The 19,124-nt window shown below is 67.1% G+C and carries 19 protein-coding genes; 14 read left to right on the forward strand and 5 right to left on the reverse strand.

Annotation, left to right across the window (positions count from 1 at the left end):
• Positions 1–35 precede the first annotated feature (35 nt).
• Together NO887_RS01375 and NO887_RS01380 are read left to right on the forward strand one after the other, a co-directional pair.
• Positions 36–1,472, forward strand: coding sequence for a DHH family phosphoesterase (locus NO887_RS01375; protein ID WP_256416718.1), 1,437 nt, complete (start codon positions 36–38; stop codon positions 1,470–1,472).
• An 86-nt stretch (positions 1,473–1,558) separates the two neighbouring features.
• Positions 1,559–2,629: an NAD(P)/FAD-dependent oxidoreductase gene (locus tag NO887_RS01380; RefSeq protein WP_256416719.1), complete on the forward strand. Its 1,071-nt coding sequence runs from the start codon at positions 1,559–1,561 to the stop codon at positions 2,627–2,629.
• 30 nt (positions 2,630–2,659) lie between these two features.
• Here the strand turns inward: NO887_RS01380 and NO887_RS01385 are convergent, their stop codons facing one another.
• From NO887_RS01385 to NO887_RS01395, 3 genes are all read right to left on the reverse strand, one after another.
• Complete coding sequence (locus NO887_RS01385) at positions 2,660–3,112, reverse strand: DUF302 domain-containing protein (protein ID WP_256416720.1); 453 nt, start codon at positions 3,110–3,112, stop codon at positions 2,660–2,662.
• Between the two features lie 85 nt (positions 3,113–3,197).
• Positions 3,198–3,512 (reverse strand): DUF5789 family protein, encoded by a 315-nt coding sequence (locus NO887_RS01390; protein ID WP_256416721.1) that lies wholly within the window; start codon positions 3,510–3,512, stop codon positions 3,198–3,200.
• Positions 3,513–3,594: 82 nt separating this feature from the next.
• Positions 3,595–4,779 (reverse strand): aminopeptidase P family protein, encoded by a 1,185-nt coding sequence (locus NO887_RS01395; RefSeq protein ID WP_256416722.1) that lies wholly within the window; start codon positions 4,777–4,779, stop codon positions 3,595–3,597.
• 198 nt (positions 4,780–4,977) lie between these two features.
• On the opposite strand from NO887_RS01395, the gene NO887_RS01400 reads away from it, so the two are divergent.
• On the forward strand, positions 4,978–5,169 hold the full coding sequence (locus tag NO887_RS01400; protein WP_256417028.1) for a hypothetical protein: 192 nt from the start codon (positions 4,978–4,980) through the stop codon (positions 5,167–5,169).
• 23 nt (positions 5,170–5,192) lie between these two features.
• A complete protein-coding gene (locus NO887_RS01405; protein WP_256416723.1) occupies positions 5,193–5,420 on the forward strand; it encodes a DUF7543 family protein in 228 nt (75 codons plus the stop codon).
• A gap of 65 nt (positions 5,421–5,485) precedes the next feature.
• Here the strand turns inward: NO887_RS01405 and NO887_RS01410 are convergent, their stop codons facing one another.
• Positions 5,486–6,952 carry a tRNA(Ile)(2)-agmatinylcytidine synthase gene (locus tag NO887_RS01410; protein WP_256417012.1) on the reverse strand — a complete coding sequence of 489 codons (1,467 nt, stop codon included), beginning with the start codon at positions 6,950–6,952 and terminating at the stop codon, positions 5,486–5,488.
• Between the two features lie 205 nt (positions 6,953–7,157).
• On the opposite strand from NO887_RS01410, the gene NO887_RS01415 reads away from it, so the two are divergent.
• Positions 7,158–8,129, forward strand: a complete 972-nt coding sequence (locus NO887_RS01415) for a transcriptional regulator (protein ID WP_256416724.1) — start codon at positions 7,158–7,160, stop codon at positions 8,127–8,129.
• Positions 8,130–8,186: 57 nt separating this feature from the next.
• Here the strand turns inward: NO887_RS01415 and minD are convergent, their stop codons facing one another.
• Positions 8,187–9,737, reverse strand: a complete 1,551-nt coding sequence (gene minD / locus NO887_RS01420; protein WP_256416725.1) for a cell division ATPase MinD — start codon at positions 9,735–9,737, stop codon at positions 8,187–8,189.
• A gap of 170 nt (positions 9,738–9,907) precedes the next feature.
• Here minD and ahaH point away from each other — a divergent pair, with 170 nt between their 5' ends.
• The 9 genes from ahaH to NO887_RS01465 all read left to right on the forward strand — a co-directional run bounded on the left by ahaH (position 9,908) and on the right by NO887_RS01465 (position 18,933).
• On the forward strand, positions 9,908–10,264 hold the full coding sequence (ahaH, locus tag NO887_RS01425) for an ATP synthase archaeal subunit H (RefSeq protein WP_256416726.1): 357 nt from the start codon (positions 9,908–9,910) through the stop codon (positions 10,262–10,264).
• Positions 10,265–10,268: 4 nt separating this feature from the next.
• Positions 10,269–12,527: a V-type ATP synthase subunit I gene (locus NO887_RS01430; RefSeq protein WP_256417013.1), complete on the forward strand. Its 2,259-nt coding sequence runs from the start codon at positions 10,269–10,271 to the stop codon at positions 12,525–12,527.
• Positions 12,528–12,696: 169 nt separating this feature from the next.
• Positions 12,697–12,948, forward strand: a complete 252-nt coding sequence (locus tag NO887_RS01435) for a hypothetical protein (protein ID WP_256416727.1) — start codon at positions 12,697–12,699, stop codon at positions 12,946–12,948.
• Positions 12,949–12,970: 22 nt separating this feature from the next.
• Positions 12,971–13,546: a V-type ATP synthase subunit E gene (locus tag NO887_RS01440; protein WP_256416728.1), complete on the forward strand. Its 576-nt coding sequence runs from the start codon at positions 12,971–12,973 to the stop codon at positions 13,544–13,546.
• Complete coding sequence (locus NO887_RS01445; RefSeq protein WP_256416729.1) at positions 13,543–14,589, forward strand: V-type ATP synthase subunit C; 1,047 nt, start codon at positions 13,543–13,545, stop codon at positions 14,587–14,589. The genes NO887_RS01440 and NO887_RS01445 overlap by 4 nt, the downstream gene beginning before the upstream one ends.
• On the forward strand, positions 14,586–14,915 hold the full coding sequence (locus NO887_RS01450) for a V-type ATP synthase subunit F (RefSeq protein WP_256416730.1): 330 nt from the start codon (positions 14,586–14,588) through the stop codon (positions 14,913–14,915). Before NO887_RS01445 ends, NO887_RS01450 begins: the two co-directional genes overlap by 4 nt.
• Position 14,916: 1 nt before the next feature.
• Positions 14,917–16,692 carry an ATP synthase subunit A gene (locus NO887_RS01455; RefSeq protein WP_256416731.1) on the forward strand — a complete coding sequence of 592 codons (1,776 nt, stop codon included), beginning with the start codon at positions 14,917–14,919 and terminating at the stop codon, positions 16,690–16,692.
• A gap of 1 nt (position 16,693) precedes the next feature.
• Positions 16,694–18,115, forward strand: a complete 1,422-nt coding sequence (locus NO887_RS01460; protein WP_256416732.1) for a V-type ATP synthase subunit B — start codon at positions 16,694–16,696, stop codon at positions 18,113–18,115.
• A gap of 122 nt (positions 18,116–18,237) precedes the next feature.
• The gene (locus NO887_RS01465; protein ID WP_256416733.1) at positions 18,238–18,933 is read left to right on the forward strand and encodes a V-type ATP synthase subunit D; all 696 of its coding nucleotides are present in this window, start codon (positions 18,238–18,240) and stop codon (positions 18,931–18,933) included.
• The last annotated feature ends 191 nt before the right edge of the window (positions 18,934–19,124 follow it).

Here is a 19,124-nt window from a genome sequence, read left to right on the forward strand (position 1 = left end):
GGCAGCGTTTTCCTTCCCGACTTCCTCGCAGGGATATGACCCGGCGTCTGCTGCTCGGCTGTAGCGCGGTCGGGAACGCGTTCGTCGAACGGATGCGCGACGACCGCGACGAACTCGTCGCAGTCACCGACGACACCGGGTGGGCGTCGACGCTCCGCGACCGCAACGTCGCGACCGTCGAAGCCGACCCGACCGACCGGTCCGCGTATCCTGACGATGCCGCTGTCGTGTTCGTCGCCAGCGACGACCCCGCGCGCAACGTCGATGCCGCGCGCGCCGCCAGACGCCGATACCCCGACGCGACGGTCGTCGCGTACGGTGGGGACGACCCGACACCGGATCAGTTGACGGCCCTCGAATCGACCGCCGATCGCGTCGTCGACCCCGCCGAGGCCGTCGGCGCGCGCGTCTTGGACGCAACGGGTGCTGACGCCACGGAGGAGCCGGTCCGGCTGCTGTCCGCGCTCCGCGACTTCTCGGGCCCCCTGCTCGTGGTCGCCCACGACAACCCCGACCCCGACGCCATCGCGAGCGCGCTCGGACTGGCGCGGATCGCCGAGTCAGCCGGCGTTCCGGCGGACGCCTGTTACGGCGGCGAGATAGCCCACCAAGAGAACCGCGCGATGGTGAACCTCCTCGATCTCTCCTTACGAACCGTCGACGAAATTAACCTCGATGACTACGGCGGCGTCGCCCTCGTCGACCACTCGCGCGCCGGCATCAACGACAGCCTCCCGGAGGGGCACCCCGTCGACATCGTCGTCGACCACCACCCGCCGCGCGGCCCCGTCGCCGGGACGTTCGTCGACATCCGCCCGGATCTGGGCGCGACGAGCACGCTGATCGAGGCGTATCTCTCGCGGCTCGGGATCACGCCCGACCGCGCGCTCGCCACCGCTCTCCTGTACGGGATCCGGATCGACACGAAAGACTTCACGCGGTCGACGGCGATCCCGGACTTCGAGGCCGCGGCGTCGCTGTCGTCGCAAGCGGACGAGGCGACGCTCGAACGCGTCGAGAGCCCGAGCGTGAGCCCCGAGACCCTTCGCGTCATCGCGCGCGCCATCGAGCGACGCGACGTTCGCGGGTCGACGGTCGCCTCCTGCGTCGGCGAGATAGCCGACCGCGACACGCTCGCACAGGCCGCAGAGCGCCTCCTCGACCTCGACGGGATCACGGTGACGTTCGTATTCGGCTACATGGACGGCGTGATCTACGGATCCGCGCGGGCCCGCGGCGCGGACCTCGACGTCGGCGAGCTGCTCCGCGACGCGCTCGACCCCGTCGGCTCCGCCGGCGGCCATGCGACCATGGCCGGCGCGCAGGTCCCGCTCGGCATCTTACAGGAGGCGTCGGACACGGAGTCGTTGACCGATGTCGTCGAAGCGTTCGTCGCCGGGCGCTTCTTCGAGGCGCTCGACGACGCGCCGTCGCCGCCGACCGGGACAGTGCCGGAGTTCCCGACGGACTGACGCCGCAGGTGTCTGCAAACGACGGCCGCCCGCACTCCGCGCCCGAGGGCGCAACCTACATACTTCGCGACGGCGAACGTCGAGACATGACCGACGACGCCGTCGAACACCGCCGGCTGATCATCGCCGGCACGGGTATCTCCGGGCTCACCGCCGGGATCTACGCCGCGCGATCGAACAACGACCCCCTGATCATCGAGGGTGACGAGCCGGGCGGCCAGCTCACGCTCACCACCGACGTGGAGAACTACCCCGGATTCCCCGAGGGGATCTCCGGACCCGATCTCATCAACAACATGAAAGAGCAGGCGACGAAGTTCGGCGCGGACACCCGCAACGGGATCATCGAGGACATCTCGAAGGAACCCGCGGGCCACTTCCGCGTCCAACTCACCGACGGCGACATCTACACCGCAGACGCCGTCATCGCCGCCTCGGGGGCCAGCGCGCGGACGCTCGGCGTTCCGGGCGAAGAGGAGCTGATGGGGTACGGCCTCTCGACGTGCGCGACGTGTGACGGCGCGTTCTTCCGCGGCGAGGACATGCTCGTCGTGGGCGGCGGCGACGCCGCCATGGAGGAGGCGAACTTCCTGACGAAGTTCGCGGACACCGTCTACATCGCGCACCGCCGCGAGGAGTTCCGCGCCGAGGACGTCTGGATCGACCGCACGATGGAGAAGGTCGAGGACGGCGAGATCGAACTCCTCCTCAACACCGAACTCACCGAGATCCACGGGACGCCCGAAGCGGGGATCGATCACGTCACGCTCGTCGAGCACCCGGCCGGTCACCCCAAAGCGAAGCTCGACGACCCCGCGACCGCCGAGGAGGTCGAGGAGTACGACTTCGACGTGGGCGCGGTCTTCTTCGCCATCGGCCACACGCCGAACACCGACTACTTGGAGGGGACCGGCGTCGAGACCGACGCCGACGGGTACCTGATCACCGAGGGCGGTCGCGGCGGCAACCAGACCGACACGGGCGTCGACGGGCTGTTCGGCGCGGGCGACGTGGTCGACTTCCACTACCAGCAAGCGGTGACCGCCGCCGGCATGGGGTGTCAGGCCGCGCTCGACGCCGACGAGTACCTCTCCGAGCGCGAGCGCGCCGGGGAGCTGTACGAACCGGAACCGGACGCAGCGACCGCGGACGACTAGGACTCTCCGCGCCGCATCGGTCGACGCCGCTTACTCGCCGGCCGCCAGTTCCGTGAACACGGCGTCAACCATCTCGCCGGTGTCGTCGACAATTTGGTTCATCGCCTCGTCATCTGTCGGCATCCCGAGCAGGCGAGCGATCTTCATGATCGAGACGTGATACACCTCCTGTTTGCCGGGTGCGACCTCGTGGATCACCATGTTACAGGGAAACAGCCCGCCGATCCGGCCGTCCGTCGCGTCGAGCGCGCGGTCCGCCATCGCCGGGTTACACGCGCCGAGCACGTAGTACGGGTCGCGGTCGGCACCCACTTTCTCGTTCAACAGTTCAGACGGCGAGAACTCGACGGGGACGCCGAACCCGGCGTCGGCGCACACTTCGCGAACGCGCTCGATCGCCGACTCGTGATCGGTCGACAGCGTCGCCGTCGTCTCGCCGTACGCGTCGGGGTCGAGCTCGTGCGGATCGAACGGAAGTACCATACACCGAGTCGGCGTCGCCCGAGTAAAAAGTCCGCGGCGGGAGCGGTACGCTCGGAGCGTGCGGTCGACGGTGACCCCGCTCGGACTACTCCGTCGCGACCGGGCCGCGACCGACCAGGTCCTCGACCGTGGTGACGAACTCGCTCCGGCTCTCGAACAGTGGAATATCGGCGTCTGCGAGCACGTCGTCGAGGTCGCGCGGACCGTCCGGCGTTCGGATCGCGGCGTCGCCCTCTTGGTTCACCACGTCGCTGCGGGCGGCGGGCCACGTGAGCCGGGACGCGACGCGCGCGATCGGCTCGCCGGCCACGTCCACTCGATCGCCGAGTTCGACGACCGGTTCGACCTCTTCGGCCTCCTCGGCTTCGTCAGCCCCCTCGGCCTCGTCGGTGTCGCTCATACCTGCCGATTCCGTTCCGGCGACACTAATGGTTTCGATGCTGTTCGGGTCGGCTCCACCGTGCTCCCCGACTCCCCGCCGGTCAGCGCCAGCCGCGGTCGGTCTCGTTCAGGCGCTCGCACCCGTCGTCGGTGACCACGACGAGGTCCTCGATCCGGCAGCCGAACCGGCCGTCGAGGTAGATCCCGGGCTCGACGGAGAACACCATCCCCGGCTCCAGCGGGCGGTCGTTGCCCGCGACGATGTACGGCTCCTCGTGGACGTCGAGCCCCACGCCGTGACCGGTCCGGTGGACGAACGCGTCGCCGTAGCCCGCGTCCTCGATGACGGCTCTGGCCGCCCGATCGACGGCCTCGGCGGACACACCCGGTTCGACGGCGTCGACCGCGGCCGTCTGCGCCTCGCGGACGACCTCGTGGATCTCCGCGTACGCCGCCGGCGGGTCGCCGCCGAAGACGAGCGTCCGCGTCTGGTCGGAGGGGTATCCGTCGACGCGTGTGCCGAAGTCACACACGATGGGCTCACCCGCCGCGATCTCCCGGTCGCCGTGTCCGTGATGCGGCTTCGCGCCGTTCGGCCCCGCCCCGACGATCGGTCCGAAGGCGGCCCCGCGTCCGCCGTGTGTCTCCATGCGGTCGACGATCCACTCGGCGAGGTCCGACTCTGTCATCCCGACCGCCTCCGCGCCGAGGTCGCGGAGATCGGCGACCGTCGCGTCCGCGGCCGCCGCGGCCGCCCGCATCGCCGCTAGTTCGGTACTGTCTTTACGCACGCGGAGGCGCGAGAGCGCCTCGCTCGCGAGCCCCCACGTCGCGTCCGGCGCGGCCGCACGCAGGTCCTGCGTGAACGTCGCCCACATCGTGTCGTCGACGAGGAGTCGCCCGTCGCGGAGGTCGCACGCGTCGAGCAGGTCGCGGACGGCAGCCCGCGGATCGTCGCCGTCGGTCCACGTCCGCACGTCCGCGACGGTCGTCTCCGCACGCACCTGCGCCTCGTACAGGGCCGGAACGAACAACACCGGCTCGTCGCACGGGTGATCGGTCGCCGGAACGACGAAAAGGAAGTGTCGCTCGTCCGGCTCCGTCGCGAATCCGGTGAGATACTGGAGGTTGCGGCTCGGAAAGCAGATCAGTCCGTCGGCGTCGGTCTCGCGGAGGCGGTCGGCCGCGCGCTCGCGACGCTCCGCGTGGGTGTCGTCGGCCGCATCGGTATCACCTGTTGCCTCCGCGCTACCGGTCTCCTCGTCCGTGCCGCGCTCCGCGGTCATACCGTCCCTCCGCTCGGGACTCGGATATACGCCGCGGTCGTCGGTCCGCCGCTGCTCCGCAGCCCGGTGCGACATCCCCATATCGAGAGTGCAAGGGCCGAATATGCGTCGTTTCAGACACTGAAACGGCCGTTTCTCATCAGTATAGATCGTTTCAGGGAACACATACTTATGTCGGTGTTCGTGGTACCGTGGCGCATGGAGGCGAACAATGGGTACGTGGACACGACCGACGGCGGACTGTTCGACTGCCCCGAATGTGACGTGACGGCCCCGTCGGCGTCGGTGCCGTACGACGCGCTCGGGTACGCGGTCTGTCCATGCTGTGCGTACTCGGCCACACCGCGATCGGCCGCGCCGCCGCCAGACCGCCGAACCGCGTCGTTTTAACCGCCGGAACCGCCGTCTCCGGTATGAATTGGACGCTCGGTCGGGAGGACGATGTGATCACGGAGTGGGAGCGGTCGGACGGGTACGCGACGGTTCGGGTCCGCGAGCGCGCCGACGGCGGCTTCGTCGTCCGACTGGATATCATGGAGCAGGCGGCCGACGAGTCGACCTACGAGCGCGAGCGATACGACGCGCGCGAGGCGGCCCTCGACCGCGCCGCCGAGTGGCGGACGGCCCACGATCTGGAATAAGCGCTCGACGCCGACGCGGACGCGTACCCGGGTCCGACAGTCCGGCTACCGCTCCAGCAGTCCGGCTACCGCTCCGGGTGAACCGGCGCGTCGAACCCGCCCCGCACGAGCGGCTTCGCGACGTGACGCCGGGCGCTCGGCGGCACTTCGTACCAGCCGGTCTCGATCGCGCGGTCGACCTCTCGCTCGACTTTTTCGGGTTCGCCGGTCCCGCATCGACGACAGCGATATCCTTGATTTTTCCCCGCGGACGACATCGACCGACCGCACTCGGAACACGTCGGGACCGCTCGCTCGGTGCGGACGAGCCCTCTGACCGCGATCTTTTCCAGCTTTAGCGTTCCCGACTCCTCGTCCCGACCCGGGAGGGCTCGCCACTCGTGTTCGCCACAGACCGTCACCCGGTCGCCCGGTCGGAGCGCGCGGACGTGGTCGCGGAACCGACCGGTGGGCTCGAACGCGACGCACCGGATCCGATCGTCGCCGTCGAAGTCGTCGCTGGCGTCGCCGCCGTTGCCATCGTCATCGTCGTCGCCGTCGCTATCCGTGTCCGCGCTACTTCCGTCGTCTCCCGCCGCAACGTCGACGTGGACGTGTCCGCCGCGTCTCGTCTCCGGGTCGCTCGCGACGACGCCGTCGACGCGGTAGCCCGCGCCGTCGCGGAGGTCTCCGACATCCCCCGCCGCGAGGTGCGCGTCGGTCCCTTGGTTCGTCATGAATGTCTCGGTGCGCGCGACCGCTTCGCTCTCGATAGACGCGGCGACCTCCCGACAGGCCGCGGCGTCGTCTCCGCGGATTCCGTAGAGGATCGGCCCCGGCGCGTTGGGGACGCACACGATCTCACCCGTGGCTCGATCGACAGTGTCCCAGACGGTCGGGTACGCCGCGTCAGCGGCTGCGAAGACGCTCTCGGCGTCGACATCGCGGGGCGTTCCGCAGCGGACTAGGTCGCGGTAGGCGATGTGTTCGACCGTCCAGTCGTCGAACGCGGCGAGCGCGCCGACCGCGGCGAGCGCGCCGATGCGGCCGCGACCCGGCACACCGCCCTCCGCGATGTCGGAAGCGATCGGGTCGTCAGCGTCGCCCGCACCGCCCGCGAGACCAGCGCCACCGGTACCGAAGGCGGCGTGACGATAGCCGTGAGCCTCCGCGAGCGACGCGGCCTCGTCGAGCGTAAGCCGGTGACGGAGCGCGCGCCGCGCGAACGCTGCGACATCCGTCGGGACCGCAGCGGGCTCGACGGGGGCGACGACGAGTCCGGGCGAGGTGCGGGGATCCGCCGGGACCGCGAACTCGCGGACGGTCGCCGCGCCGATCTCGAAGGCGTCGGCGGCGTCGATTTCGTCGACATGGATCGCGACGGCCGCGTTTCCGCGGGTCTTGTGTTTCACGGCCGGGTTGAGGCGGACGAGAAATCGTCGCTCGACCCGACCGCCGGCGGCCGCGAGGCGCTCGGCGAGGCGCGCGCCGACGTACGTCGTGCACATCCCGCGCTCGCGGGAGTCGGTGTCATCGACGGCGACGATTGGCATACCTCCGCTTTTCGCCTCGCAGACAAACCGGTTTCGGGCCGACCCGTCGCCGGTCGCGGTCCGAACGCGCATCAGCGGCCGCGCCGCTCGGGAGCTATATATACCCTGGTCTGGGATCGATCGGACCGAAATCGCAAGCGAGCGGCGCGTTCGAGGTCGTGCGACTGACACAACGCATATATACGCTGAGCCGCTTGGTTCGACCATGTCCCGGACTGCGCTAATCGGGAACGTCACCGCGATGCTGGAGGACGCGGGCTTCCTCGTGAGCGACCGGTGTGCGGTCCGGCCCAAGAGCTTCGACGTGGCGGCGCGCCGCGACAAGGACCTGCTGTTACTGAAGATCCTCGGCAACGTCGACGCCCTCGACGCGGAGACCGGCGCGGAGATGAGACGCCTCGGCGAGTACCTGCAGGCGACGCCGATGGTGATCGGAATCCGAACGCGCGACGAGGATCTGAAGCCCGGCGTCGTCTACTTCCGCCACGGCGTCCCGGTTATCAACCCGGACACCGCCTACGAGCTGTTCGTCGAGGGAATGCCGCCACTCATATACGCGGCCCCGGGCGGGCTGTACGTCAGCCTCGACGGTGACTTACTCGCCGACGAGCGCGAGGAGCGCGGCTGGTCGCTGGGCCGGCTCGCGACCGAACTCGGCGTCTCCCGACGGACCGTCTCGAAGTACGAGGACGGGATGAACGCCTCCATCGAAGTCGCGATCCAGCTCGAAGAGCTGTTCGACGAACCGTTTTCGAGCCCCGTCGAGGTCCTCGACGGCGCGGACGCGGTCCGCGACGCGGACCCGACGCCCGCAGCACCCGACACTGACCCGGACGACGAGCACGTCGTCCACGTGCTCACGCGCGCCGGGTTCACGGTGCATCCGACGGCCCGGGCCCCGTTCAAGGCCGTCTCGGAGGACGAGAACAGTGCCGTGACGCGCGTGCTCACCGGTCACTCGGCGTTCACGCCAGCCGCGGAGAAACGCGCGCGGATCATGTCCTCCATCGGCGAGGTGGCCCAGACCCGGTCCGTGTACTTCACCGAGGGAGACGAGCGACGCGAGTCGGTCGACGGCACCGCCTTGGTGTCCTGTAAGGAACTCGCCGGCATCTCCGACCCCGAAGAGATCCGCGAACTCATCCGCGACCGGGCGGCGGTTCCCTCAGAAGCCTGATCCGACCGACCGCGACGAGCCCAGATCGCTTTTCACGCTCCGTTCCGCTACCCGTGATTACCGACCGAACAACCGACTGAAGAACCCGTCGCCGTCTGTATCATCGTCGTCGCCGTCGCTTTCGTCGGAGTCTGCGTTCCCATCGTCGGAGTCCGCCGAGTCCTGCTGATCGCCGGACCCGCTCCGCTCCGAGAGGACGGTGTTCATCGTCCCGGTGTCGTCGTCCCGGAACGGGACGCTCCCGGCGAGCTCGTCGTCGATGTCGCGGTCCGACGCGTCGGTCGCGTCGGCGGGTGACTCCTCTTCCGGTGTGTCGTCCGCCGTCTCGCGAGTCGCTGGCTCGTCATCAACCGCTTTGCGGTCTACCGATTCGTCGTCCGTTTCTCGATCCGCCGATTCGCTGTCCACCGAGTCGAGGCCCGTCGACTGGTCATCCGCCGGCCCGCGGTCCGAGTCGAACGCCGCCTCGCCCGCCTCGTCTTCGATCATCGATTCGAGGTCGTCGCCGTCGACGTGGTCGTTGCCGACGGTCTGCGTGTCGCCATCGAGGTCGTCGCCCGCGTCGCCTTCTGGACTGTCGTGCGCCGACTCTGACTCCGGCGATTCGGCGTCGCCCTCGTCATCTGACACGGGCGACTCGTCGGCGATGATGATCTCCCGCCCGTCGGCCGGCTCGTCAAGCCCGCCCGAGTCGGCGTCGGCAACGATGATATCATCGCCGTCGGCCTCCGCCGAATTCGGGTCCTCTTCGGTGTCGGCGTCCTCTTCGGTGTCGGCGGCGGTGCTGTCCACGCTCTCGTCGGAGGGCGCAGCCGCGTCGCCGTCTCGGTCGTCTCCGCCCGTCGATGTCGCCATCGTCGTATCGGCGGACTCCGATTCGGCCGCGGTGGCGGATTCCGGTTCGGGGATCTCCGCGCCGGTCAGCGTCCGGGCAAGGTCGCGATACGCGCGGGACGCGGGCGCATCCGGAGCGAACGTCACCAGCGGCTCGTTCGCCGTCACCGCCCGCGACACGGCAGGGTCGTCAGGGATCCGACCGAGGACGAGCGCGTCGAGGACGCGCGCGATCTCGTCGTCCGTCGCACCATCGGCACCGACGCGCGCGATCGCCACGCCGGCGACCGTGCCGCCGAGCCGCTCCGTCAGTTGTCGGGTCTTCTCGGTGTCGCCGAGGGCGTTGCGTTCGGCCGTCGAGACGAGCAGGGTCTCGTCCGCGAGCCCGAGCGGCAGCGTCGAGTCGTGCGAGAGTCCCGCGCCCGCGTCGAGGAAGACGTAGTCGGCGTCGTCGAAGGCGGCGACGACCTCGCGGAGCCCGGACGGGTCGGCCGCCGCGTACGCGTCAAGGTCGGCCGCTCCCGGAACGACGCGCAGGCCGGCTGGCCCCGATCGAACCGCGTCGATCGGGTCGGCCCGTCCGGAGAGCACGTCGTGGAGGGTGGTCTCTCCCGGTTCGACACCGACCGCTCCCGCGAGATTCGCCATGCCGATGTCGGCGTCGACCGCGACGACATCGGCACCGGCGTCGGCCAGGATCGTCGCTATCGCCGCGGTCGTGGTGGTCTTTCCGACCCCACCTTTCGCCGAGGCGACCGCATACACCGTTGCCATACCGAGACGGTCCGGCGACTGGTACTTAAATGTAGGCGGCCGCAGAGACGCAAGCGGACGGTTGGAGGAACGGTCGCATCCGACCCGTCGCGGGTCGAGGCCGTTCGATCCACCGCTCGCTTTCGCAAACACCTTATACGTCGCTTCTAGAGATTCAGGCGATTAGTAGTATGGCGAGACCAGAGGTGCTCGACCGGATCAAGCAGGCTGAAACGGAGGCGGACGAGATCATCGCGGAGGCGGAATCGGACGCCGACGAGCGCCTCGCTAAGGCTCGACAGCGCGCGGAAGAGATCCGCGACGAGGCCGAGGAGGAGGCGGCTTCCGAGGCCGAAGAGCGGCTCGAAGCGGCCCGCGAGGAGATCGAGGAGCGGCGCGAGGAGATCCTCGAATCGGGTCGTGCCGACCGCGACGAGCTCGAACGCGAGGCCCGCGACAGAGTGGACACTGCCGTCGACTACGCCGTCGAACGGTTCGAAGAAGCGGTGACCCAACAGGCCGAGGAGGCGGTGGATGCTCAGGCCTGAGCGGATGAGCAAGGTGTCGGTGACGGGCTCGAAGCGCGTCATCGACGACGTGATCGAAGCGGCGTACGACCACCACTCGCTGCACGTCACCGACTACGACGAGCGCTACGAGGGCTTCGAGCCCGGCGCGTCGCTCGACGGAGCCGAAGACGTTAACGAGCGACTCGTCACTGTTCGGTCGCTCGAAAGCATCCTCGATGTCGACGACGCGGACGTCGACCCCGCCCGCGCGCTCGACGACGAGGACCTCGCGGCGGAACTGGACGACGTGCGCGAGCGGGTCAACGAACTCAACGACCGGCGCGACGAACTGCGAACCCAGATCCGCGACAGACAAGAGGAGATAGACCGGATGGAGCCGTTCGCGGACCTCGGCATCGCGCTCGACCTGCTCGGCGGCTACGACTCACTCGAAGTCGTCGTCGGGGAGGCGAAACCCGACGCGGTCGAAGGCGCGCTCGCCGGTGCGGAGGGGATAGACGCGTACGAGGTGTTCGCGGGCGGCGACGTGGTCGCCGTCTTCGCGAAGCCCGCGGCGGGAGCTGACGAGGGCGTCCTTCAGGACTCGCTCGTCGGCGTCGACATCGCCCTGCTCGACGTGCCGGACGCGGAGGCGAGCCCCTCGGAGTACGTGGCCGAACTCGAAGCGGAACAGGCCGACCTCCGAGACGACCTTGTGGCGGTCGAATCCGAGCTGTCCGACGTGAAATCGGAGGCCGCGGGCTTCCTGTTGCGCGCCGAAGAGCAGCTCACGATCGAGGCCGAAAAGAAGCAGGCCCCGCTCTCCTTTGCGACGACCGAGAACGCCTTCATCGCCGAGGGATGGGTGCCGACCGAGACGTTCTCCGATCTCGAGGCGGCGATCACCGACGCGGTCGGTGACCACGCCGAGGTCGAGGAACTGGAACGCGCGTCGTTCACCCCCGACGGGGACCACCACACCGAGGCCGTCGCCGACGGCGGCTCCGCGGGCGGCGACACCGCAGCGGCGAGCGGCGACGCGGACGCCAACACCGCGGCGGCGAGCGGCGACGCGGACGCCACGGACGAGACCGAGCGCGAGGCAGCCACAGACGGCGGCCACGCGCCCCACGGCAGCGACGACCCGCCGGTCGTCCAGAACAACGGGAGCGCGGCCGGTCCCTTCGAACTGCTCGTGAAGGGCTTCGGACGGCCGAAGTACGCGGAGTTTGATCCGACGCTTCTCGTCTTCCTCACGTTCCCGCTCATGTTCGGCTTCATGATCGGCGACGTGGGGTACGGCGTGTTGTACGCCGCCATCGGCTATTTCCTGTACAGCAGGTACGAGGGGACGTTCCGCGAACTCGGAGCCGTCGCGCTGTGGGCCGGCGGCTTCACGATCCTGTTCGGGATCTACTTCGGTATCGACGTGTTCGGCTATCACGCCTACCAGCTCCTGCCGGGCGACGTTCACTGGCCGGTCGCTGGGAAGGGGCTCTCGCCAGCTGATATCGACTGGGCGCTGTCGTTCCTCGTCGCCAGCGTGCTGTTCGGCCTCGCGCACCTGAACGTGGGACACGTCCTCTCGTTCGTGAGCAACTACCAGCAGCACGACCTGAAACACGCGCTGTACGAGGGCGGCTCGTGGCTGCTGATCCTCAACGGCGCGTGGATCTGGATCTTCAGCCAGCACCTCCCCGGCCCGAAGCCGGAGTTCCTCTTCGAGTCCTTCTCGATACTCACCTTCGGAGCGGTCTCGTTCGCCGGCTTCCCGGTCGCAGTCGGGTACGCCGCTCTCGCGGCCATCCTCGCGGGCGTCGTCCTGCTCGCGATCGGCGAACCTCCAGAACTCGCGGAGGTGCTCTCGCCGATCGTCAACGTCATCTCGTACGCCCGGATCATGGCCGTGCTGCTCGCGAAGGGCGGAATGGCGCTCGCGGTGAACCTGCTCGCGTTCGGCGCGTACATCGACGAGAGCGGTGAGGGAAGCTTCCACTTCATCTTCAGTGCCGACTACCTCGAATACGTGCAGAGCCACCCCGGAGACTACGAGCTGGTCTTCGCGGGGATGACGACCGCGTTCGACCCGGCCTCCGTCGGAGCCGTCGGCGTCCTCGCGCTCGTCGGCGGTATCCTCGTCGCGGTCGTCGGACACATCGTCGTGCTCGCGCTCGGGATCACGTCCGCCGGTATTCAGGCGGTGCGTCTCGAGTACGTGGAGTTCTTCGGGAACTTCTACGAGGGCGGCGGGGACGCGTACCTGCCGTTCGGCTACGACCGAGAGTACACCGCCGACGAGTAGCCGTCGCGTTCAGCGCTGCGATCCGGCGAATTTTCTGCGGTCGATACCACCGAGAGCACTGTCTGTGTCTCGCGTCTCGGGGGCTCCGTTCGGTTGTTTTGGGAAGCTTTATGACTCCTGTAGGGGCAACTAGCAACTGTTCGGAGACGAGCAACCGCAACTACTACCAATGCTTGAAGCTACCAACGAACTCGGGAATGTCGCACTGCAGGCCGGAGGAACGCTCACTAACCCTAGCGCCGCGGCGGCGCTCGCCGTCGGACTGGCGGCGCTCGGAGCGGGCTACGCGGAGCGTGGAATCGGATCGGCTGCCGTCGGCGCGATGGCCGAAGACGACGATCTGTTCGTCAACGGGCTCATTCTGACGGTCCTCCCCGAGACGATTGTCATTCTCGCACTCGTCGTCGTCTTCATCGTCTAAGCGGTTCCCCCTTTCCACACCAATGAGTTTGGACACTGTCGTTGAGGACGTTCGAGACGAAGCCCGCGCGCGTGCAGAGGAAATCCGTGAGGCGGCGGAGTCCGAGGCGGACGAGATCGTCGCCGAGGCGGAAGCCGACGCCGAGCGCATCCGCGAAGAGCGGCTCGCCGAGATCGATCGCCAGATCGAACAGGAGCGCGAGCAAACGCTCTCGTCGGCCAAACTCGAGGCCAAACAGGAGCGACTCTCCGCGCGTCGAGACGTCCTTGAAGACGTCTACGACGATGTCGAGGCCACCATCGAGTCGCTCGACGGCGACCGTCGCCGTGAGCTGACCGAGACGCTTCTCGATGCGACGCTCGCGGAGTTCGACGACGAGGAGGTCGCCGTCTACACCCGCGCCGAGGATGTCGATCTGCTTGAGGACCTCGTCGCGGACCGCAACGCCGCGGTCGACGGCGAAGTCGACTGTCTCGGCGGCGTCGTCGCGGAAAGCGACACCTCTCGCGTTCGGGTGAACAACACGTTCGACTCGATCCTAGACTCCGTCTGGGACGACGAGTTGAAACACATCTCGGAGCGACTGTTCGACCAATGAGCGCTGTCGGCAGCTCGAACCCAGAGTACGTCGTCGCGCGGGTTCGTGCCCGCCGCGGCAGCCTCTACGGGGACGAGGAGTACCGCAAGCTCACACGCATGGGTCCGGCGGAAATCGCCCGGTTCATGGAGGAGTCGAGCTACGGGGACGAGATCAACGCTTTGGGGAGTCGACACAGCGGCGTCGACCTCATCGAGTACGCGCTGAACCAGAACCTCGCGGAGCAGTTCGACGCGATCTTAGATTGGAGCGAGGGGTCACTGTACGGCCTCATCGCCCGGTATCTCCGCAAGTTCGACGCGTGGAACGTCAAGACGGTCATTCGTGGCGTCTACACCGACGCGGACCAGTCTGCGATCGAATCCGACCTGATTCGCGCCGGGGAGTTCGACGACCGGCGGATCCGTCGGCTCTTGGAGACCGACTCGATCGACGCGGTCGTCGAGGTGCTCGAAGACACGATCTACGGCGATCCGCTCCGTGCGGCGTACGCCGAGTACGAGGAGACGGGCGTGCTGGTGCCGCTCGAAAACGCCGTCGACCGCGCGTTCTACGAGCGGCTCCTGTCGGGGCTCGACAGCGACGAACCGACTCGGCAGTACGAGGCGTTCCTCAAGGCCGAAGTCGACTTCCGAAACGCGACGAATGCCCTTCGGCTCGCCCGGTCGGGTGCCGACATCGACCCCGCGGCGTACTTCATCGAGGGCGGCGAGCTGTTCACTCGGGGGTCGCTCGCGCGGCTCGCCCGGAACCTCGACGAGCTCGTGGAGTACATCGCCGACAGCCAGTACGGCGACGAGCTCGGCCCGGCGCTGCGCGAGCTCGAAGAGGCGGACAGCCTCATCGCGTTCGAGCACGCGACGGACGCCGCGCTGTTGGCGTACGGCGACCGGCTGGGTACGATCCACCCGGTGTCGATCACGCCGGTCATTTCCTACATCCTCGCGAAGGAACGTGAGGTAGAGAATATCCGGGCCATCGCCCGCGGGAAGGAGGCCGGTCTGTCGGCCGACGAGATCGAATCGGAGCTGGTGATAACATGAGCCAAGAGATCGCCGTCGTCGGCAGTCCGGAATTCACGACTGGATTCCGGCTCGCTGGCGTGCGGAAGTTCGAGAACGTACCGGACAACGAGAAGGACGAGCGGCTCGACGACGCCGTCGAGCGGACCCTCGACGACGAGGGAACCGGCATCATCGTGATGCACGACGACGACCTCGACCACCTCTCGCGGGGGACCCGCGACGCGGTCGAGGGGAGCATCGAGCCCGTGCTCGTCACGCTCGGCGGGTCCGGCGCAGGCAGCGGCGGGCTGCGCGACCAGATCAAACGAGCCATCGGGATCGACCTGATGGAGGAGGACGACTAACATGAGCAAAGCAGACACAACCGACGCCGTCTCCGACGACGGCGTCATTCAGAGCGTGAGCGGTCCGGTCGTGACCGCCCGCGATCTCGACGCCCGCATGAACGACGTCGTCTACGTCGGCGACGAAGGCCTCATGGGGGAAGTGATCGAGATCGAAGGCGACCTCACGACCGTTCAGGTGTACGAGGAAACCTCCGGGGTCGCCCCCGGCGAACCCGTCGAGAACACGGGCGAGCCGCTGTCGGTCGACCTTGGTCCGGGAGTGCTGGACGCCATCTACGACGGCGTCCAGCGTCCCTTGGACGTGCTGGAGGGCAAGATGGGCAGTCCGTACCTCGACCGCGGGGTCGACGCGCCCGGCATCGACTTAGAGAAGGAGTGGGAGTTCGAGCCGGCCGTCGAGGTCGGCGACGAGGTCGGCCGCGGCGACGTGGTCGGCGTTGTCGAGGAGACGGTCACCATCGACCACAAGGTGATGGTGCCGCCGGACGCCCTCGAAGAGGATGAGACCACCGAGGTCACCGCGATCGAGTCGGGATCCTTTGATGTCACCGAGACGGTGGCCGAACTCGCCAACGAGACGAACGTCTCGATGCATCAGGAGTGGCCCGTCCGCGAGGCGCGCCCCTCCGCGAACAAGAAGACCCCCCGGACGCCGCTGGTGTCCGGCCAGCGAATCCTCGACGGGTTGTTCCCCATCGCGAAGGGCGGAACGGCCGCGATTCCGGGACCGTTCGGCTCCGGAAAGACGGTCACGCAGCACCAGCTCGCGAAGTACGCCGACGCGGACATCATCGTCTACGTCGGTTGCGGCGAGCGCGGCAACGAGATGACCGAGGTCATCGAGGACTTCCCCGAGCTGGAGGACCCGGCCAACGGAAACCCGTTGATGGCCCGAACCTCGCTCATCGCGAACACCTCGAACATGCCCGTCGCGGCGCGTGAGTCCTGTATCTACACGGGAATCACGATCGCCGAGTACTACCGTGACATGGGGTACGATGTGGCGCTGATGGCCGACTCCACCTCGCGGTGGGCGGAGGCGATGCGCGAGATCTCCTCCCGGCTGGAGGAGATGCCCGGTGAGGAGGGGTACCCCGCGTACCTCGCCGCCCGTCTGGCGCAGTTCTACGAGCGCGCCGGCTACTTCGAAAACGTCAATGGGACGGAAGGGTCGGTCTCGGCGATCGGTGCGGTGTCGCCGCCGGGCGGCGACTTCTCCGAGCCGGTCACCCAGAACACGCTGCGCATCGTGAAGACGTTCTGGGCGCTTGACGCGGACTTAGCGGAACGCCGTCACTTCCCGTCGATCAACTGGAATGAGTCGTACTCGCTGTACAAAGACCAGCTCGACCCGTGGTTCGAAGACGAGGTCGCAGACGACTGGGCCGAAAAGCGCCAGTGGGCGGTCGACGTGCTCGACGAGGAGACCGAGCTACAGGAGATTGTTCAGCTCGTCGGGAAAGACGCCCTGCCGGACGACCAGCAGCTGACACTGGAAGTCGCGCGCTACCTGCGCGAGGCGTATCTGCAACAGAACGCGTTCCACCCGGTCGACACCTTCTGTCCGCCAGAGAAGACGTACCTCATGCTGACGACGATCGAGACGTTCAACGACGAGGCGTTCGACGCCCTCGAAGCGGGCGTGCCGGTCGAAGAGATCATCGACACCGAGGCCGCACCCCGGATCAACCGGATCGGCGTCCAAGAGGACTACGAGGAGTACGTCGAGGAACTCAAAGCGGAGATCAGCGAGGAACTCCGGAGCCTCTACTAACATGAAAGAGTACCAAACCATCACCGAGATCAGCGGCCCGCTGGTGTACGCCGAGGTCGACGAGGCCATCGGATACGACGAGATCGTCGAGATCGAGACGGCACAGGGGGAGACGCTGCGCGGACAGGTGCTCGAATCCTCGGATGGCGTCGTCGCCATCCAAGTGTTCGAGGGCACCTCCGGTATTGACCAGAACGCGTCCGTCCGCTTCTTGGGCGAGACGATGAAGATGCCCGTCACCGAGGATCTGCTCGGGCGGGTCCTCGACGGGTCCGGCCGTCCGATCGACGACGGTCCGGAGATTGTCCCCGAGGAGCGACAGGACATCGTCGGCGCGGCGATCAACCCGTACTCCCGGGAGTACCCGGAGGAGTTCATCGAGACGGGCGTCTCCGCGATCGACGGCATGAACACGCTCGTTCGCGGACAGAAGCTCCCGATCTTCTCCAGTTCCGGCCAGCCGCACAGCGAACTGGCGATGCAGATCGCCCGGCAGGCCAGCGTGCCCGAAGAGGAGGAGGGCGACGACGAAGAGGGCTCCGAGTTTGCTGTCATCTTCGGCGCGATGGGGATCACCCAAGAGGAGGCTAACGAGTTCATGGAGGACTTCGAGCGCACCGGCGCGCTGGAGCGCTCCGTCGTCTTCATGAACCTCGCGGACGACCCCGCAGTCGAGCGGACGGTTACCCCGCGGATGGTGCTCACCACGGCCGAGTACCTCGCCTTCGAGAAGGACTACCACGTCCTCGTCATCCTCACAGACATGACCAACTACTGCGAGGCGCTCCGCGAGATCGGCGCGGCTCGCGAGGAGGTCCCCGGTCGTCGTGGCTACCCGGGATACATGTACACCGACCTAGCGCAGCTGTACGAGCGAGCCGGACGGATCCAAGGTCGTGATGGGTCGGTGACGCAGATCCCGATCCTCACGATGCCGGGCGACGACGACACCCACCCGATTCCAGACCTGACCGGGTACATCACGGAGGGGCAGATCTACGTTGATCCCAACCTGAACAGTCAGGGACTTCAGCCGCCGATCAACGTCCTTCCCAGCCTGTCGCGGCTGATGGACGACGGGATCGGCGAGGGACTCACGCGCGAGGACCACGCCGATGTGAAAGACCAGATGTTCGCGGCGTATGCGGAGGGCGAGGATCTCCGCGACCTCGTGAACATCGTCGGCCGCGAGGCGCTCTCCGAGCTCGACAACAGGTATCTCGACTTCGCGGACGCCTTCGAGTCGGAGTTTGTCGACCAAGGCTTCGACCAGAACCGCAGCATCGAGGAGACGCTGGAGATCGGCTGGGACCTGATCTCGATGCTCCCGAAGGACGCTCTCAACCGGATCGACGAGGAGTTTATCGAGGAGCACTACCGCGAGGACGACTCCGAGCGCGAAGTCATCGAAGCGGCCGACTGATCGGTCACGTCTCGATTCCGCTTTTTCGCCGGGATATACTCTCGAGTGGCGGCGTTGCCGAGCGATGCGGTTCGTCGCGTCTAAAAAGAATTAACCACCTCGGAGCGGAACGTTTCCCCAAGATGGCCAAGGACGTCAAACCGACACGCAAGAATTTGATGGCGATCGAGGACCGCATCGAACTCTCCGAGCGCGGTCACGACACCCTCGAACAGAAGCGTGACGGCCTCATTATGGAGTTTATGGACATCCTCGATCAGGCGCAGGATGTTCGATCAGACGTCTCCGAGAACTATGAGACGGCACAGCGCACAATTGACATGGCCCGAGCGATGGAGGGCGACGTGGCCGTTCGGGGCGCGGCCGCGGCGCTGAAAGAGCACCCCGAGATCACGACCCAATCGAAGAACATCATGGGCGTGGTCGTCCCGCAGATCGAGTCCTCGAAGGTGAAAAAGAGCCTCGACGAGCGGGGATACGGCCTGCTCGGCTCCTCCGCCCGCATCGACGAGGCAGCCGACGCTTACGAGGAACTCCTTGAGTCGATCATCCTCGCTGCCGAAGTCGAGACGGCGATGAAAAAGATGCTCACGGAGATTGAGACCACCAAGCGTCGCGTGAATGCCCTAGAGTTCACCCTCCTGCCCCGACTGTACGAGAATCAGGAGTACATCGAGCAGAAACTCGAAGAACAGGAGCGCGAGGAGACCTTCCGGCTGAAGAAGATCAAAGCGAAAAAAGAGGAAGAAGAGAAGGCGGAAGAAGAGGAACCGACGGTTGAGAGTTCGGCGGTCGAAGAACCCGAAGCGGCCGACTGACCCGGCGGCAGAATCCGCCTCTGCTTTTCCGGCCCTACCCGCTTGACTTCCCACTGCGCCTGAGACCGCAGTGTCTTGGAACGGTTAGCATACGCGTGTTGTCCTTCGGAAATCGTTCAATACGCACGCTATCTCTGCTATCTGTTTCACTGTCATTTCTGATGAAATAAACGCGGATGAGAATCAAACAG

Source organism: Halorubrum laminariae (genome assembly GCF_024494655.1).
GTDB lineage: Archaea > Halobacteriota > Halobacteria > Halobacteriales > Haloferacaceae > Halorubrum > Halorubrum laminariae.

What these genes read in the sequence shown, in the direction of transcription:
- NO887_RS01375 (WP_256416718.1), top strand. Translation starts at nt 36, where the DNA reads ATGACCCGGCGTCTGCTGCTCGGCTGTAGCGCGGTCGGGAACGCGTTC.
- NO887_RS01380 (WP_256416719.1), top strand. Translation starts at nt 1,559, where the DNA reads ATGACCGACGACGCCGTCGAACACCGCCGGCTGATCATCGCCGGCACG.
- NO887_RS01385 (WP_256416720.1), bottom strand. Translation starts at nt 3,112, where the DNA reads ATGGTACTTCCGTTCGATCCGCACGAGCTCGACCCCGACGCGTACGGC.
- NO887_RS01390 (WP_256416721.1), bottom strand. Translation starts at nt 3,512, where the DNA reads ATGAGCGACACCGACGAGGCCGAGGGGGCTGACGAAGCCGAGGAGGCC.
- NO887_RS01395 (WP_256416722.1), bottom strand. Translation starts at nt 4,779, where the DNA reads ATGACCGCGGAGCGCGGCACGGACGAGGAGACCGGTAGCGCGGAGGCA.
- NO887_RS01400 (WP_256417028.1), top strand. Translation starts at nt 4,978, where the DNA reads ATGGAGGCGAACAATGGGTACGTGGACACGACCGACGGCGGACTGTTC.
- NO887_RS01405 (WP_256416723.1), top strand. Translation starts at nt 5,193, where the DNA reads ATGAATTGGACGCTCGGTCGGGAGGACGATGTGATCACGGAGTGGGAG.
- NO887_RS01410 (WP_256417012.1), bottom strand. Translation starts at nt 6,952, where the DNA reads ATGCCAATCGTCGCCGTCGATGACACCGACTCCCGCGAGCGCGGGATG.
- NO887_RS01415 (WP_256416724.1), top strand. Translation starts at nt 7,158, where the DNA reads ATGTCCCGGACTGCGCTAATCGGGAACGTCACCGCGATGCTGGAGGAC.
- minD (WP_256416725.1), bottom strand. Translation starts at nt 9,737, where the DNA reads ATGGCAACGGTGTATGCGGTCGCCTCGGCGAAAGGTGGGGTCGGAAAG.
- ahaH (WP_256416726.1), top strand. Translation starts at nt 9,908, where the DNA reads ATGGCGAGACCAGAGGTGCTCGACCGGATCAAGCAGGCTGAAACGGAG.
- NO887_RS01430 (WP_256417013.1), top strand. Translation starts at nt 10,269, where the DNA reads ATGAGCAAGGTGTCGGTGACGGGCTCGAAGCGCGTCATCGACGACGTG.
- NO887_RS01435 (WP_256416727.1), top strand. Translation starts at nt 12,697, where the DNA reads ATGCTTGAAGCTACCAACGAACTCGGGAATGTCGCACTGCAGGCCGGA.
- NO887_RS01440 (WP_256416728.1), top strand. Translation starts at nt 12,971, where the DNA reads ATGAGTTTGGACACTGTCGTTGAGGACGTTCGAGACGAAGCCCGCGCG.
- NO887_RS01445 (WP_256416729.1), top strand. Translation starts at nt 13,543, where the DNA reads ATGAGCGCTGTCGGCAGCTCGAACCCAGAGTACGTCGTCGCGCGGGTT.
- NO887_RS01450 (WP_256416730.1), top strand. Translation starts at nt 14,586, where the DNA reads ATGAGCCAAGAGATCGCCGTCGTCGGCAGTCCGGAATTCACGACTGGA.
- NO887_RS01455 (WP_256416731.1), top strand. Translation starts at nt 14,917, where the DNA reads ATGAGCAAAGCAGACACAACCGACGCCGTCTCCGACGACGGCGTCATT.
- NO887_RS01460 (WP_256416732.1), top strand. Translation starts at nt 16,694, where the DNA reads ATGAAAGAGTACCAAACCATCACCGAGATCAGCGGCCCGCTGGTGTAC.
- NO887_RS01465 (WP_256416733.1), top strand. Translation starts at nt 18,238, where the DNA reads ATGGCCAAGGACGTCAAACCGACACGCAAGAATTTGATGGCGATCGAG.